General features: G+C 69.2%; 25 protein-coding genes. 22 read left to right on the top strand and 3 right to left on the bottom strand.

All coding sequences use genetic code 11. The features are described 5' to 3' along the window. Positions 1 to 44 precede the first annotated feature (44 nt). The 3 genes from AC0HI0_RS41405 to AC0HI0_RS41415 all read right to left on the bottom strand — a co-directional run bounded on the left by AC0HI0_RS41405 (position 45) and on the right by AC0HI0_RS41415 (position 2,352). The gene (locus AC0HI0_RS41405) at positions 45 to 1,319 is read right to left on the bottom strand and encodes a tyrosine-type recombinase/integrase (RefSeq protein WP_480928915.1); all 1,275 of its coding nucleotides are present in this window, start codon (positions 1,317 to 1,319) and stop codon (positions 45 to 47) included. Beyond that, the gene (locus tag AC0HI0_RS41410) at positions 1,277 to 1,489 is read right to left on the bottom strand and encodes a hypothetical protein (protein ID WP_480928916.1); all 213 of its coding nucleotides are present in this window, start codon (positions 1,487 to 1,489) and stop codon (positions 1,277 to 1,279) included. Before AC0HI0_RS41410 ends, AC0HI0_RS41405 begins: the two co-directional genes overlap by 43 nt. 407 nt (positions 1,490 to 1,896) lie before the next feature. Then, on the bottom strand, positions 1,897 to 2,352 hold the full coding sequence (locus AC0HI0_RS41415; RefSeq protein ID WP_480928917.1) for a hypothetical protein: 456 nt from the start codon (positions 2,350 to 2,352) through the stop codon (positions 1,897 to 1,899). 394 nt (positions 2,353 to 2,746) lie between these two features. On the opposite strand from AC0HI0_RS41415, the gene AC0HI0_RS41420 reads away from it, so the two are divergent. From AC0HI0_RS41420 to AC0HI0_RS41525, 22 genes are all read left to right on the top strand, one after another. Beyond that, positions 2,747 to 2,998: a helix-turn-helix domain-containing protein gene (locus tag AC0HI0_RS41420; protein ID WP_480928918.1), complete on the top strand. Its 252-nt coding sequence runs from the start codon at positions 2,747 to 2,749 to the stop codon at positions 2,996 to 2,998. After that, positions 2,995 to 3,216 carry a helix-turn-helix domain-containing protein gene (locus AC0HI0_RS41425; protein WP_480928919.1) on the top strand — a complete coding sequence of 74 codons (222 nt, stop codon included), beginning with the start codon at positions 2,995 to 2,997 and terminating at the stop codon, positions 3,214 to 3,216. The genes AC0HI0_RS41420 and AC0HI0_RS41425 overlap by 4 nt, the downstream gene beginning before the upstream one ends. A 15-nt stretch (positions 3,217 to 3,231) precedes the next feature. Then, positions 3,232 to 4,026: a phage antirepressor KilAC domain-containing protein gene (locus AC0HI0_RS41430; RefSeq protein WP_480928920.1), complete on the top strand. Its 795-nt coding sequence runs from the start codon at positions 3,232 to 3,234 to the stop codon at positions 4,024 to 4,026. Next, positions 4,023 to 4,217 carry a hypothetical protein gene (locus AC0HI0_RS41435; RefSeq protein ID WP_480928921.1) on the top strand — a complete coding sequence of 65 codons (195 nt, stop codon included), beginning with the start codon at positions 4,023 to 4,025 and terminating at the stop codon, positions 4,215 to 4,217. The genes AC0HI0_RS41430 and AC0HI0_RS41435 overlap by 4 nt, the downstream gene beginning before the upstream one ends. After that, on the top strand, positions 4,214 to 4,444 hold the full coding sequence (locus AC0HI0_RS41440; RefSeq protein WP_480928922.1) for a hypothetical protein: 231 nt from the start codon (positions 4,214 to 4,216) through the stop codon (positions 4,442 to 4,444). Before AC0HI0_RS41435 ends, AC0HI0_RS41440 begins: the two co-directional genes overlap by 4 nt. 89 nt (positions 4,445 to 4,533) lie before the next feature. Next, positions 4,534 to 4,662 (top strand): hypothetical protein, encoded by a 129-nt coding sequence (locus AC0HI0_RS41445; protein WP_480928923.1) that lies wholly within the window; start codon positions 4,534 to 4,536, stop codon positions 4,660 to 4,662. Then, the gene (locus AC0HI0_RS41450) at positions 4,662 to 4,811 is read left to right on the top strand and encodes a hypothetical protein (protein ID WP_480928924.1); all 150 of its coding nucleotides are present in this window, start codon (positions 4,662 to 4,664) and stop codon (positions 4,809 to 4,811) included. The genes AC0HI0_RS41445 and AC0HI0_RS41450 overlap by 1 nt, the downstream gene beginning before the upstream one ends. Next, the gene (locus AC0HI0_RS41455; protein ID WP_480928925.1) at positions 4,808 to 5,086 is read left to right on the top strand and encodes a hypothetical protein; all 279 of its coding nucleotides are present in this window, start codon (positions 4,808 to 4,810) and stop codon (positions 5,084 to 5,086) included. Before AC0HI0_RS41450 ends, AC0HI0_RS41455 begins: the two co-directional genes overlap by 4 nt. A 158-nt stretch (positions 5,087 to 5,244) precedes the next feature. Next, the gene (locus AC0HI0_RS41460) at positions 5,245 to 5,610 is read left to right on the top strand and encodes a hypothetical protein (RefSeq protein ID WP_480928926.1); all 366 of its coding nucleotides are present in this window, start codon (positions 5,245 to 5,247) and stop codon (positions 5,608 to 5,610) included. Beyond that, positions 5,610 to 5,771: a hypothetical protein gene (locus AC0HI0_RS41465; protein WP_480928927.1), complete on the top strand. Its 162-nt coding sequence runs from the start codon at positions 5,610 to 5,612 to the stop codon at positions 5,769 to 5,771. Before AC0HI0_RS41460 ends, AC0HI0_RS41465 begins: the two co-directional genes overlap by 1 nt. Next, positions 5,768 to 5,953, top strand: a complete 186-nt coding sequence (locus tag AC0HI0_RS41470; RefSeq protein WP_480928928.1) for a hypothetical protein — start codon at positions 5,768 to 5,770, stop codon at positions 5,951 to 5,953. The genes AC0HI0_RS41465 and AC0HI0_RS41470 overlap by 4 nt, the downstream gene beginning before the upstream one ends. After that, the gene (locus tag AC0HI0_RS41475; RefSeq protein ID WP_480928929.1) at positions 5,950 to 6,126 is read left to right on the top strand and encodes a hypothetical protein; all 177 of its coding nucleotides are present in this window, start codon (positions 5,950 to 5,952) and stop codon (positions 6,124 to 6,126) included. Before AC0HI0_RS41470 ends, AC0HI0_RS41475 begins: the two co-directional genes overlap by 4 nt. 195 nt (positions 6,127 to 6,321) lie before the next feature. Continuing rightward, on the top strand, positions 6,322 to 6,606 hold the full coding sequence (locus tag AC0HI0_RS41480; protein WP_480928930.1) for a hypothetical protein: 285 nt from the start codon (positions 6,322 to 6,324) through the stop codon (positions 6,604 to 6,606). A gap of 3 nt (positions 6,607 to 6,609) precedes the next feature. Continuing rightward, positions 6,610 to 6,882: a hypothetical protein gene (locus AC0HI0_RS41485; protein WP_480928931.1), complete on the top strand. Its 273-nt coding sequence runs from the start codon at positions 6,610 to 6,612 to the stop codon at positions 6,880 to 6,882. Next, positions 6,872 to 7,768, top strand: coding sequence for a hypothetical protein (locus AC0HI0_RS41490; protein WP_480928932.1), 897 nt, complete (start codon positions 6,872 to 6,874; stop codon positions 7,766 to 7,768). The genes AC0HI0_RS41485 and AC0HI0_RS41490 overlap by 11 nt, the downstream gene beginning before the upstream one ends. A gap of 5 nt (positions 7,769 to 7,773) precedes the next feature. Beyond that, the gene (locus AC0HI0_RS41495) at positions 7,774 to 8,151 is read left to right on the top strand and encodes a hypothetical protein (RefSeq protein WP_480928933.1); all 378 of its coding nucleotides are present in this window, start codon (positions 7,774 to 7,776) and stop codon (positions 8,149 to 8,151) included. Positions 8,152 to 8,156: 5 nt separating this feature from the next. After that, on the top strand, positions 8,157 to 8,390 hold the full coding sequence (locus AC0HI0_RS41500) for a hypothetical protein (RefSeq protein ID WP_480928934.1): 234 nt from the start codon (positions 8,157 to 8,159) through the stop codon (positions 8,388 to 8,390). Next, the gene (locus AC0HI0_RS41505; RefSeq protein WP_480928935.1) at positions 8,387 to 8,626 is read left to right on the top strand and encodes a hypothetical protein; all 240 of its coding nucleotides are present in this window, start codon (positions 8,387 to 8,389) and stop codon (positions 8,624 to 8,626) included. Before AC0HI0_RS41500 ends, AC0HI0_RS41505 begins: the two co-directional genes overlap by 4 nt. Continuing rightward, complete coding sequence (locus tag AC0HI0_RS41510) at positions 8,623 to 9,123, top strand: hypothetical protein (protein WP_480928936.1); 501 nt, start codon at positions 8,623 to 8,625, stop codon at positions 9,121 to 9,123. The genes AC0HI0_RS41505 and AC0HI0_RS41510 overlap by 4 nt, the downstream gene beginning before the upstream one ends. Then, positions 9,116 to 9,604: a hypothetical protein gene (locus AC0HI0_RS41515; protein WP_480928937.1), complete on the top strand. Its 489-nt coding sequence runs from the start codon at positions 9,116 to 9,118 to the stop codon at positions 9,602 to 9,604. The genes AC0HI0_RS41510 and AC0HI0_RS41515 overlap by 8 nt, the downstream gene beginning before the upstream one ends. A 126-nt stretch (positions 9,605 to 9,730) precedes the next feature. Further along, the gene (locus AC0HI0_RS41520; protein ID WP_480928938.1) at positions 9,731 to 10,039 is read left to right on the top strand and encodes a hypothetical protein; all 309 of its coding nucleotides are present in this window, start codon (positions 9,731 to 9,733) and stop codon (positions 10,037 to 10,039) included. 349 nt (positions 10,040 to 10,388) lie between these two features. Then, positions 10,389 to 10,604, top strand: a complete 216-nt coding sequence (locus AC0HI0_RS41525; protein WP_480928939.1) for a hypothetical protein — start codon at positions 10,389 to 10,391, stop codon at positions 10,602 to 10,604. Positions 10,605 to 10,607: the final 3 nt, after the last annotated feature.

The raw sequence follows: 10,607 nt of genomic DNA on the forward strand, positions 1-10,607 counted from the left end.
ATAGCGTCGCGTAGCGTCGCATAGCGACGGCTCGTTCTCGCAGGTCATCCGGCCTCTTCCGCGCCGCTTGGCATAGCCTCGCGTAGCGTCGCGTAGCCACCCTCTGCCCCACGTCCTGCCCTACGTTCCAAGTGGACAGCCAGCGCCGCGCGCACCCCGGTGAACGTCTTCTTCTCCAGGTGCGCGTAGCGCTTCGTCACCTCGACGTCGGAATGGCCCATCACCTGGGCCACCTCGGCAAGCGTCGCGCCGGACTGCAACAACCACGACGCGTACGTGTGGCGCAGATCGTGGACCCGCACCCGGCCCGGCACCTTGGACGACTTCAACGCCCGACCGAATGGGCCTCTCGCCCAGGCATTGGACTGAAAGGCCCCTCCGCGCGGGCCCCTGAAAACGAGGGCTCCGCCGGGGCACTTCCCGCGATAGTGCGGCAGGCCACACGTTTTCGAGGAAGGCAGGCTGTCAATGTGCTCCCGTATGTCGTCCATGACCTCCGCCGGCACGGGGACCCAGCGCTGCTCTTTGTCCTTCGGGACGGGGTTGATCCTGAGCGCCTCCTGATCCAGTGTCTCCGCTACTTGGACCAGATTCTCGTCGGGATAGACGCGGGTCGTGTGCAGCCCCCCGATCTCTCCTGCGCGCAGTCCGCATTGGGCCGCGACATCGAGGATCATCTGGTTGATCGGGTCCGACAGGTGAAACCGGATCGCCTCGAACTCGGCGATGGTCAGATACCGGTCGGGGCCGGAGGGAAGATCCGGCCAGCCGAGCCCCTTGACCGGATTGGCCGGCAGGCGTTTCGCGGCGACCGCAGCCTCCAGGCTGGTCGAGAATATCTGCACCGCCAGACGGATCGTGTGCGGACTGCGAGGCGTTCCCCGCCCGCGCCGCCGGGGTTCTCCGGGGACTTCGGGCACGGGCTCGCGCTGCAATCGCTTCACCCACTTCATGCCATCGATGAACTCGATGCCGTCCAGTGGCGTGTCCTCCCAGTAGGGAAGGATGTGGAGCCGGGCCGTGCTGCGGTAGCTCCGTTCGGATTTCGGCGAGAGTTGGTGGTACTCCATCCACTCGGTCCACCAGTCGCCCCAACGGATTTTCCCTGCCGCAGCGGTCACCGCGCCCGGTGTCCGCTGGGCATCCTCCTTGGCTCCAGCCTTTCGCAGGGCCTCCGCGTGCTGCGCGAACGTGCCCTTCAGATACTGCTTGTCGCCGCGCGCGTCCCTGTAGCAGCCTCGGTACCGGCCGGACGCGAGGCGTTCGACCCAGGCCATCAGGCGTCCACCACCCTCAGCGTCGATGTCACCGCGTTCCATTCCCCTTCCGTGAATCCGTCGAACCGTGCACGCAACGTCGGCCTGTCGACCCGTAGCGCGGTCGCCAGTTCGGCGTGGGTCAACCCGAGCCTGATCGCCGAGACGAGGGTGTCGAAATCGATCAGGAGCCGCGCGGCCTCGTCCGCGATCGCCCGCTCCTCGTCTGCCAACGATGTCGTGGTGTGACAGGGCGTCGGCCCTCGGCGCAGACGGACCAGCTCGCGGGTGAGCACGCAGGCCGCCGGCGCGGGGGCGAGGCCGCGCTTGATGTAGATCTTTCGGGGGTCCCAGGTGGAGGCCCCCCGGCATCCGTCCCTCATAGGTATGCGGAGTACCCGTACGCCCAACCGGTCGGCCTCCCTCCAAGGAGACCATCCGGAGTAGTCGTCGTCACGCGGAGACATCCCGTGTTCGTACTCCTGTTCGGGTGGCATATTGGCCTGACCAGGCACAAACCACCCGTTTTTACCAACTTGGGAGTAGGTGCGTAACGCTCGCACTACTCCATTCGGGTAGCACCCATACGCAGTACGTGATGGGAGCGCTCCCGCCCGCAACTGGATCGAGCCAGGTTTGACTACTTGCCGGGGTGCTGCCGCTGCCTCTTCGGTCGACGCGGAGGGCCGTCCTCAACCTCCGCGTCGTCGTCGAACGTCGCCCCGGCCAGCTTCCCTGCGGCCTCCTGCTCGGCCAGCCACACCGCGTCGATCACGTCCGGCTCCTCGCTGGTGGGGGCCGATCCCGCTTGCTGCGCCTCTTCACGCCGCGGTTGCGGTTTGCCATCGGATACCACCTCCCTCTGCATCTGCGCTGCCGAGTGCACGACCTGTAGGAGCGAGTCGCGCATGTGCTGGGGCAGTGCGTCGATGTCGGCCGGAAGGAGAGCCGTCCATCCGCTCGGTGAGCGGACATCAAGGCCGAGGGAGGCCGCTGCGGCGAGAACCACGGTGGTCTCCGGCACGGCCAAGCCCCTCGACAGCGCCCGGATCGTGTCCGGGTCCGGGAAGTTCTTGATCGGCTTGGTGGCCAGCATGTGGAGCCTCGTCGCGGTGGGCTGACCACCGCACGCCTTCGAGAGGTCCGCGTAGGAGCGGTCTCCCTTCCGGAGACCGATCAGTCCTTGTAGATCGGTCATGGCGGTGACTCTCCCGAAGTGATCACCGGCAGGCAAGGCGAGTTGCTAGCCGAGTCCTTAACTGCTTAGGGCGGCCTAAGGCTACTGCCCCCCTTAACGGGTGTCGTTGTCGTGTGGTGCACGGAACCCGCAGGCCAGCGCATACGCCCGTAGTCGAGCCTTGACAGCGCGTTAACTGATGCACGATGCTTCATCAAGTAGTGCTTGACAGCAACCGGTTAACCAACCAGACTTCGGGGAGTAGTCGATGAGGCGTTCGGGGGAACGCAAACGCTGGCCGAAGGGGACCTGGATGAGGCTCATCAGTCCGGACACCCTGAGGGCGCTCATGGATCAGAAGAACTTCACCGGCGCGAGACTTGCTCGCGCATCGGGGAAGTCGGGCGCGTTCATCTCGCAGCTCCGCAACGGCGTGCGCCGCACCTGCAAGCCGGAGACGGCCCGCCATATCGCGGAGGCTCTGGAGGTTCCGCTGACGATCCTTTTCGACCCTCAGTCACCCTGCAATGCAGGACGCAACATGAAGCGAGAGGCGGCGGCATGACGGGCTGGTTGTCCACCGCGCAGGTGCACGACCAAACCGGTCGGCACGTCGTCACGATCCGCAGGGCTGCGGAATCCGGGGTCCTGCACGGACACCAGACCGGCCGGGGCGGGATCTGGAGCTTCAAGCCGGAGGCCGTCGATGCCTGGGCCGAGAACCGCGACAGTGCCGCCGCTTGCGCCTGCCGCTCGCTCCGCGTCGTTCGCAAGACCGCCTGAAGGGAGGTGAACCACATGACCGACGTGACCCTCTTCGGCTCCAGCCCGTTCGACGCGATCCGCCGTGTCGACGAGGCCGGGGAGTACTGGACCGGCCGGGACCTCGCTCCCGCGATGGGCTACCTCAAGTGGGAGAACTTCGCGGCTGTGATCGGCAAGGCCCGAGACTCCCTCGGTTTGGTGCAGGGCTCGGACACTGCCGCGCATCACTTCCTGACCGCAGGAAGTGATGGCGGACGGTGGGGGAATCTGCGCTTGGACGACTACAGGCTGACCCGCTTCGCCGCGTACCTCGTGGCGATGGCCGGCGACGACACCAAGGAACCGGTCGCGGAAGCGCGCATCTACTTCGCCGTGCGCGCTCGCGAGGCCGAGGTGTCGAAGCCGGTCCTGCCGGACCTCTCCGACCTCGATGCGCAACTGGTCTTCATCGACCGGTGGCGTGAGGCGGTGGCGACGTCGATCGAGCAGGCCCGTCAGCTCGAAGCCGCCGCTCCCAAGGTAGAAGCCTTCGACTCCTACATGGACGCCGAGAACGCCCTGTCCATGGGCGCGGTGGCTAACCAGTTGGGGATCGGCCGCAACACGATGATGCGCCGGCTGCGCGCCGACGGGGTGTTGCAGCGGGACAACCGCCCGTACCAGCGGTACGCGCAGCACTTCAAGGTCGTGGCGCAGTCCTACGAGGCGCAGGACGAGACGCGTGCGACCCACACGACCAAGGTCAAGCCGTCCGGTGTGGAGCTGATCCGCAAGGTGCTCTCCGGCGGCAAGGCCCTCCTGTCGATCCCTGGAGGTGTGGCGTCATGACCGCCACGTTCAGCAAGTCGTTCGTCGCCAACTACCCGGGCGTGATCTACGCCGACGAGAGGTCGTTCCCGACCGGCTGGGTGGGGCCGAACCAGTTGGGCGAGTTGTTCGCCCCGGAGTCTGCGGCCTACGACGCGGCCACCGACCGGACGCGGGTGACCTTCCGGCTACTGCGCAGAGGTGCGGCATGACCGAGCCCGTCAAGGTCGAGCCTGGCCAGCTCTGGATCGACAACGACAAGCGCGTCACACCCACCCGCTACGTCCGGATCCTGGAGGTGGTCGAGGATCGCGCGGTCGTCTCGACCTGGTACGACAAGATCGGCGACCAGGCCCGTTTCGGGTCGATCCGTCTCGACCGTTTCCGTCCCACCGCGACCGGCTACCGGCTGGCGGAGAACCAGGGCGGTGAGTCGTGAACCTCCCCGACCCCCTCGCGCACCCCTCTGCTTCTCCCTCAGGGGTGTGCGAGGACCCCCAAGCCTGGGTCCGTGCGGACGATGTGCTGTTGGACGTGTTGGGCCGGCGTTCGCTGCGGCGTGCCGTCGAGTCGGTGGCGGACCCGCTGGCGGAGTTGTTGCTGCGGTGGCGGATCGAGGTCGATTCCCGCCCGGTCCCGCCGTGGGCGGTGGGGTGATGGGCATCCTCCGCCGTGCTGTCGACCGCGCACTGCTGGGTCCCGAGGAGGGCGGTGACGGCCCGGACCCGGACTGCCCTCGCCCCGGCGAGCAGTGGCGGTACGAGGACGACAAGGTCGCCGACGAGCGCGAGGGGGACAAGCAATGAGGGTTCCGCACGGCACCGTCGCCGGGTACGAGAAGCACGTCCGGTCGAAGCGCCCGGCCTGCGAGGCGTGCAAGAAGGCCAAGGCCCGCTACATGATCGCGTGGAAGGTCGCCACCGGCCGTTCCGACGCGATGGACATCCCGGTTGCCGTGCTCGCCGAGGTCGCCGCTACCGGGGACACGGCTCCGCTGATCGAGTTCTTGGGCGATGTGCTGCTTGACGCGCTGGCGAAGCGTGCTGCGCGGGACGCGAGCCTGGAACGCCGAACTGCCTGATCCACTTTGGACGCGATCCCTCGCGCCCCCGTCAAGAGTCGCGAGAGACCGCTGGCCACACGAGGAGATTGGAACTCCTGATGGTTGCTCGACAGTCTAGTGCACCCAAACCCTCCACTGCTGGCACAGCGGCCGTTCTGGCTGCCTGCGCCGAGACGATGCTGACGTTCCCGGCTGGCCTCCCTCAGGTCGAGAGCGTCTCCTACCAGTCCCACGCCGGACGGTTCCAGCTCTACCTCGCCGACCACCGGTGGCGGTCGTGGACGGATGTCGCGCTGCTCGCCCAGTGGGCCGAGGTGTTCGGTGTCCCCGTCCTCGTGTCGCTGTCCTCATACGGGAGCAGCGGCGAGGCGGCGGTCGAGTTCGTCCACGAGGGGATCACGTTCCACACCACGGCGTCCATCGGGACCGCCGAGGCGTACCAGTTGGGCGCGGTGCTGGGCCGGGCGTTGAGCCCGGACAAGGGGTTGTCGCTCACGGCGGCCGAGGTGCGTTCCGCGCTGACGCTGATCGGCGGTGCGTGATGGCCGACCACGTCGCCCAGCACAGGGCTCCTGACGGCCAGGGCACCGCCTTCGAGGTGGTGCGTCGTCTCCGGGGTGTGGCGTGGGTGGAGCCTCCGTCCCGTCGTCGTGCCGCCGCCGAGTCGGAGTCGGTCGCCGGTGTGCTGGAGGTGGCGTCGTGATCCTCACCGACCAGGACCGTGCCCGACTGCACGAAGCCGCTTCGCTCATCAACGACGTGATGGATGCGCACAACCACAACCTCATGACCCACGGCGATCTGCCGCAGACGGTCATGGCCGCGCTGAGCGCCGCGATCCAGGAGACCCGTGTGGCAGAACGGATGATGGGAGCGACTCCGTGAGCAAGATCGACGGACATGTTCTGGCGGCGGTGGTGTTCACGTTCGTCACCAAGGGAGTTGCGGGGATGGCCGACTACGACCTGCCCTGGTGGGCGGCAGCGTTGTTCGCTTTCGGCCTGGTCTTCACCGCGTGGGCTTTGGTCGCCTTGGACGGGGACGGTGGGTGGCGGTGAAGTCCCTCATTGTCGCGTCCGGCGTGGTCACCAGTGCGGTTCTCGCCGCCGGAACGGATCGCTGATGTCCACCTCAGAGATCCGCTGCTCACACTGCGGCCAACCCCACCCGTGGCACACACCCGACTGCGGCTCCCCGCAACGCAAACACGGCACCCACCACCCCACCGCCTCCGCTCCGAAGGACTGACCGCGATGACCAACCTCCCGACCGAGCGCGACATCTACGGCCAGCTCCTCTCCGAGAGCCTGCTCCGCGTCGCCGACCGTCACCGCCAGATCGCCGCGACCTTGGACGGTCTGGCTGGCCAGGTCCCGTTGCTGGGCTCGCCCGGCAACGCGACCGCCATCGGCCTGGCTGCGCGGGCGGTGAACGAGATCGCGTGGATCAGTGCCAACGGCAACCCGGAGTTGGTAGTCCGCACGGCTGGCGACTACGACCGCCACGTCCCCGCCACCAACCCCACCAAGGAGGGCTGAGCCATGACCGAGGAGACCAAGCGTGTCATCGCGGCACGGACCCGGGCCGCCGTCTACGCCAAGGCCGCTGGCGATCTCGACGCCGTGCTGGACATGTCGTCGATGGGCCCAGGCGAGTGGCTGCGTCTCGGAGTGGCCGACCTGCGTGACCGGTACCGAGCCGAGATGGCGGCCGCGCAAGAGACCGCTGGCACGGCCAAGTCCGCTCTTCCCCCGGCGGTGGTCGATGTCCACCTGCCCGACTTCGCCGAGGAGGAGCACGCCGATGTCCGCTAACAGCGACCTGTTGCCACGCTGGTGCGTCCACGAGGACACCCCGGCCGGCCCGCGCTGGTACTACCCGCTCGGCGACATACCGACCACCTACGCGGGAATCGTCACCACCGTCGAGTCCGTCCAGCCCGGCAGAGTCACCATCGACACCGACCGCAAGCTGCTCGCCGCCGACCACCCGCTGACCACTGTCACATGGACCGGCCGCCCGGTGTCCCGCACGCTCGGCTACGAGCTGCACGACCCGGCCACCGCGTCGGCCAAGTTCCACCCCTCCATCACCCCGGAAGAGTTCGGCGCGCTCGCGGAGGAGGACGAAGACCTCGCGTGGCGGCTGTACCGGCGCGTCGCCGAGGAGCGTCCGGGCGAGCAGCACACGGCGGACTTCACCGACCACCAGGTGCTGCCCGGCGGCGGCCTGGACGAGCACACCGACTACCGCTGGCACAACGGCGTCGGGCACGAACTGTTCGCGCCGTTCGGCCACCTGCGCCCCGGTCAACTCCACGGCGTGTGGGAGTACGCGGCCGACGCCCTGCGTCCGCTGCCGCACGTGAAGAACGTCTACACCAACGGCACCGAGATCAGCGTCTACCTGTCACTGCCGTGGGACGAACCCCAGACGTGGTGGCGCGACCGCTACGGCGTGAGCGGCAAGAAGCTGCGCGGGCAGGAGAAAGTCGTCTCCACCCACGTGGACAAGCGGCTCGAACTCCGACCACCCCGCGCGGTGTTCGCCGAGAACAAGGCCGCTGCCGTCGCCGAGCTGCGCAGGCTCGTCGCCGAACTCGTAGAGCAGGTGCGGGACATGAACGTCGTCGCCTGCTCCTCGTGCAAGGGCCACGGCTACATCACCTCCCGTTCCGCCGCATCCGCCGACGAGGCGTGACCTCGATGTCCGCTATCACCCTCTGGGCCATCCGGCACGGCTGGACCCGCTCACACGCAGTCGTCCTCGCCGCGACGCTCGGAGCCGAGTCCTACTACGAGACCCAGTGCGGCAGGGACTTCCCGCTCGGTGACCCCATCAACGACGTACCCGAGCCCGCGCCCGCCGTCGGCTACGACGAGTCCCACGAGTGCCTGGACGACCTCGCCCACGCCGTCCAGGCACTCGCCCGCCAGGCCGTCGCCGACGAGCTGTGCCGCATCGCCGCCGAAGCCGACGCCACCGCCGACGCGTTGCGCGACAGGGGCTACCCGATCCGGTCGGGGGACTACGTGACGTTCGCCCGCGCGCTCCGCTCCCGCGCCGAAACCCTGAAGGGCTGATCTCCGTGGCTGACACCCCCATCACCGACACCGCCATCCTCGCTGGCGCCCTCGTCCTCCACGCCGACGACGACACCCAGCTCCGCGCCTGGGCACTCCTCACCGAGCAGCAGCAGGACGCCTACCGGCACGCCGCCCACCGGGTGCTGGACGCCGCTCTCCCGCACCTGACCGCCGCCAAGGACGAGACGGCCAAGCGGTCTGCCCACGCGCCCGCCGCCCTGCGAGGTGAGCGATGAGCCATCGGGAGTGCGGGATGTTCACCCCCTGCCACTTGCCCGGGTGCGGCGACTGCGCCAAGGCACGAGTCGAGCACGTCCTGAGCCACGCGCTGGCCAAGAGCGACCCGGCGTGGCGCGAACCCGGCCACGGCCTCGATCCCGAGAGGCTCGCCGCCCAACTCTCCTGGCTGAAGCAGACCGCGGCGGACGTGGTCACCGCTGCAACCACACCTCTGCGAGGTGAGCAGCCGTGACGTGCCTGACCGTCGACGGATTCGGCCCGATCACCACGCCCATGACCGGCGAGCAGTACATGGACGTACTCGTCGAGCGGCAGCGCGCGTGGGAGCAGCAGCACGCCCGGCCCGGAATCCGGCCTGGATTCCCGCCCTTGCTGGAGTGGTTCATCCTGCCCGACGAGGACGAATTGGTCCTGCTGCCCGATCCCGCGCCCACGTCTCGCCCGGTCCGGACGCCGCGACGCTACCGCTCCGCCGAGTCGCTGCGGCAGGAACGCGACGCGCTCACCGCACGCATGGCCCGCGTCGCAGGTGCCGACGAGATCCCCGACCGGGCCGCCGCGAACCTCTCGCCGCACGCCCGTTCCCGCGCCGCCCGCAACGCCGGACGCCGCCGCTTCGCGCGGATGGACCGGGCACTGGAGACCTACACCCGACTGCGCCGACGCGTCGACGCGCTGGACGGGCAGATCGCTCGCGCCGAGGCCCGAGAGGAGAAGACCGGTGAGTGACCTCGACCAGGCCATCCGCGAGTGGCGGCGTGGCGATTCGGACCCCGGTGAGCGGGACCTGCGGGTGAAGGACTGCCAAGGCGACATCTGGGTGCCCGAGGAGGTTCTGGGGCTGAGCGTGCGCGTCTGGTCCACGCCGGAGACGAAGCCCGCGACGTGGGATTACCTGCTCAAGAAGTGGGGGCCGGTCACCGAAGCGTCGGGTGTGTCCTCCCAGGACACACCACCAGCATTCGGTGAGCAGTGGGCTGTGCGGCACCACAGCGTCACTCTCGTCGCGCACAACAGCGAGCACTCCGTGCTCTACACCGCGTCGAAGATCCCCGGCGGGGTCATCGTCACCCGCGCCGACCCGACCCGGCCGTGGGAGGTGGAGACCCGCTGCCTGTGCGGTGAATCCAAGCCGGCCGACCGGCACTACACCGCATGTCCACGGCTGACCGAGGTCGTCTCGTCCGGCACGGACAGGACAGACCGGTGACCCCGCCCCGCCACGGCCACGCCACCGGACTCGCCCACCACACCCGCCGCCACGAACCCCCCTGCCCGCCCTGCGCCGCACTCCTCGCCGACCTGATCGCCACCGGCTACGCCCACGAGGTGACCCATGCACCCCACCGAGACCACCACGACCGAGCTGTTCGCGGTCGCGCCGACCTGGACGGCCGGCCCGCTGCCTGACGACCCCGACATCCTCGACGCCCTACCCCACATCGCCGACCACCTCGTCACCCACGGCCGCCTCACCACCCGCACCGCCATGACCCTCGGCCCCGGCCTCTCCTACCGCGACACCCGCACCGCCCTCGACCTCCTCGCCCAGTGGCGGGCCCTGGAGCCCGGCGACCCCCACCGGTCCCTCGTCCACCGCGACCACCTGCCCGCCCTCCTCAACGCACTCGGGGGACTGCGATGACCACCGCAGCCCCACCGGCCGGCGTGACGCCGCTGTCGCCGTACCCGGACCCGTGCGGGCGGTGCGGCCGGACTATGTACCGCCGGCGGCGAGGCGTGCCCCCGGCCGGACGCCGCATCCACGTCGGCGGAGGGATCTGCGGGCCGTGCCGCAGCGCCGACAACCGGGCCCGCCCCGACCTGGACTTCCCCAACCTCCACCCGTCCGCGTGCCGCGACTGCCGGCGTCGCATGTACTGCCGCCGGGCCGGGGCCCGCAGCCGCGGGCTGCTGTTCCACGCCGCCCACGGACGGTGCACCGCCTGCCGCTACCGCGCCACCACGACCCCGCCGCCGAACGGAGACACCCGGTGACCCCGCCCCCGTTCCCCGGAGCACCACACCCGCACGGGCTCAACTCAAGCCAGGTCGCCGCGGCCTGGCCCGACATCCACATCCCCGCCGTCGCGCACGACGCCGCCGCCACCGCACGCACCGCGGCACGACGCCACGGCGCCACCGGGGACGAGGTCGTGCGCGACGGCCTGTACGCAGCCGCCCCGCACATCGCCGCCGCTGCGGCCTGAGGA

The sequence above is a fragment of the Saccharothrix sp. NBAS 001 genome, assembly GCF_056640475.1.

Bases quoted from the DNA above. Each gene is read 5' to 3' on its own strand.
- AC0HI0_RS41405 (WP_480928915.1), bottom strand. From the start codon at position 1,319: ATGGAACGCGGTGACATCGACGCTGAGGGTGGTGGACGCCTGATGGCC.
- AC0HI0_RS41415 (WP_480928917.1), bottom strand. From the start codon at position 2,352: ATGCTGGCCACCAAGCCGATCAAGAACTTCCCGGACCCGGACACGATC.
- AC0HI0_RS41420 (WP_480928918.1), top strand. From the start codon at position 2,747: ATGAGGCTCATCAGTCCGGACACCCTGAGGGCGCTCATGGATCAGAAG.
- AC0HI0_RS41425 (WP_480928919.1), top strand. From the start codon at position 2,995: ATGACGGGCTGGTTGTCCACCGCGCAGGTGCACGACCAAACCGGTCGG.
- AC0HI0_RS41430 (WP_480928920.1), top strand. From the start codon at position 3,232: ATGACCGACGTGACCCTCTTCGGCTCCAGCCCGTTCGACGCGATCCGC.
- AC0HI0_RS41435 (WP_480928921.1), top strand. From the start codon at position 4,023: ATGACCGCCACGTTCAGCAAGTCGTTCGTCGCCAACTACCCGGGCGTG.
- AC0HI0_RS41440 (WP_480928922.1), top strand. From the start codon at position 4,214: ATGACCGAGCCCGTCAAGGTCGAGCCTGGCCAGCTCTGGATCGACAAC.
- AC0HI0_RS41450 (WP_480928924.1), top strand. From the start codon at position 4,662: ATGGGCATCCTCCGCCGTGCTGTCGACCGCGCACTGCTGGGTCCCGAG.
- AC0HI0_RS41455 (WP_480928925.1), top strand. From the start codon at position 4,808: ATGAGGGTTCCGCACGGCACCGTCGCCGGGTACGAGAAGCACGTCCGG.
- AC0HI0_RS41460 (WP_480928926.1), top strand. From the start codon at position 5,245: ATGCTGACGTTCCCGGCTGGCCTCCCTCAGGTCGAGAGCGTCTCCTAC.
- AC0HI0_RS41465 (WP_480928927.1), top strand. From the start codon at position 5,610: ATGGCCGACCACGTCGCCCAGCACAGGGCTCCTGACGGCCAGGGCACC.
- AC0HI0_RS41480 (WP_480928930.1), top strand. From the start codon at position 6,322: ATGACCAACCTCCCGACCGAGCGCGACATCTACGGCCAGCTCCTCTCC.
- AC0HI0_RS41485 (WP_480928931.1), top strand. From the start codon at position 6,610: ATGACCGAGGAGACCAAGCGTGTCATCGCGGCACGGACCCGGGCCGCC.
- AC0HI0_RS41490 (WP_480928932.1), top strand. From the start codon at position 6,872: ATGTCCGCTAACAGCGACCTGTTGCCACGCTGGTGCGTCCACGAGGAC.
- AC0HI0_RS41495 (WP_480928933.1), top strand. From the start codon at position 7,774: ATGTCCGCTATCACCCTCTGGGCCATCCGGCACGGCTGGACCCGCTCA.
- AC0HI0_RS41505 (WP_480928935.1), top strand. From the start codon at position 8,387: ATGAGCCATCGGGAGTGCGGGATGTTCACCCCCTGCCACTTGCCCGGG.
- AC0HI0_RS41520 (WP_480928938.1), top strand. From the start codon at position 9,731: ATGCACCCCACCGAGACCACCACGACCGAGCTGTTCGCGGTCGCGCCG.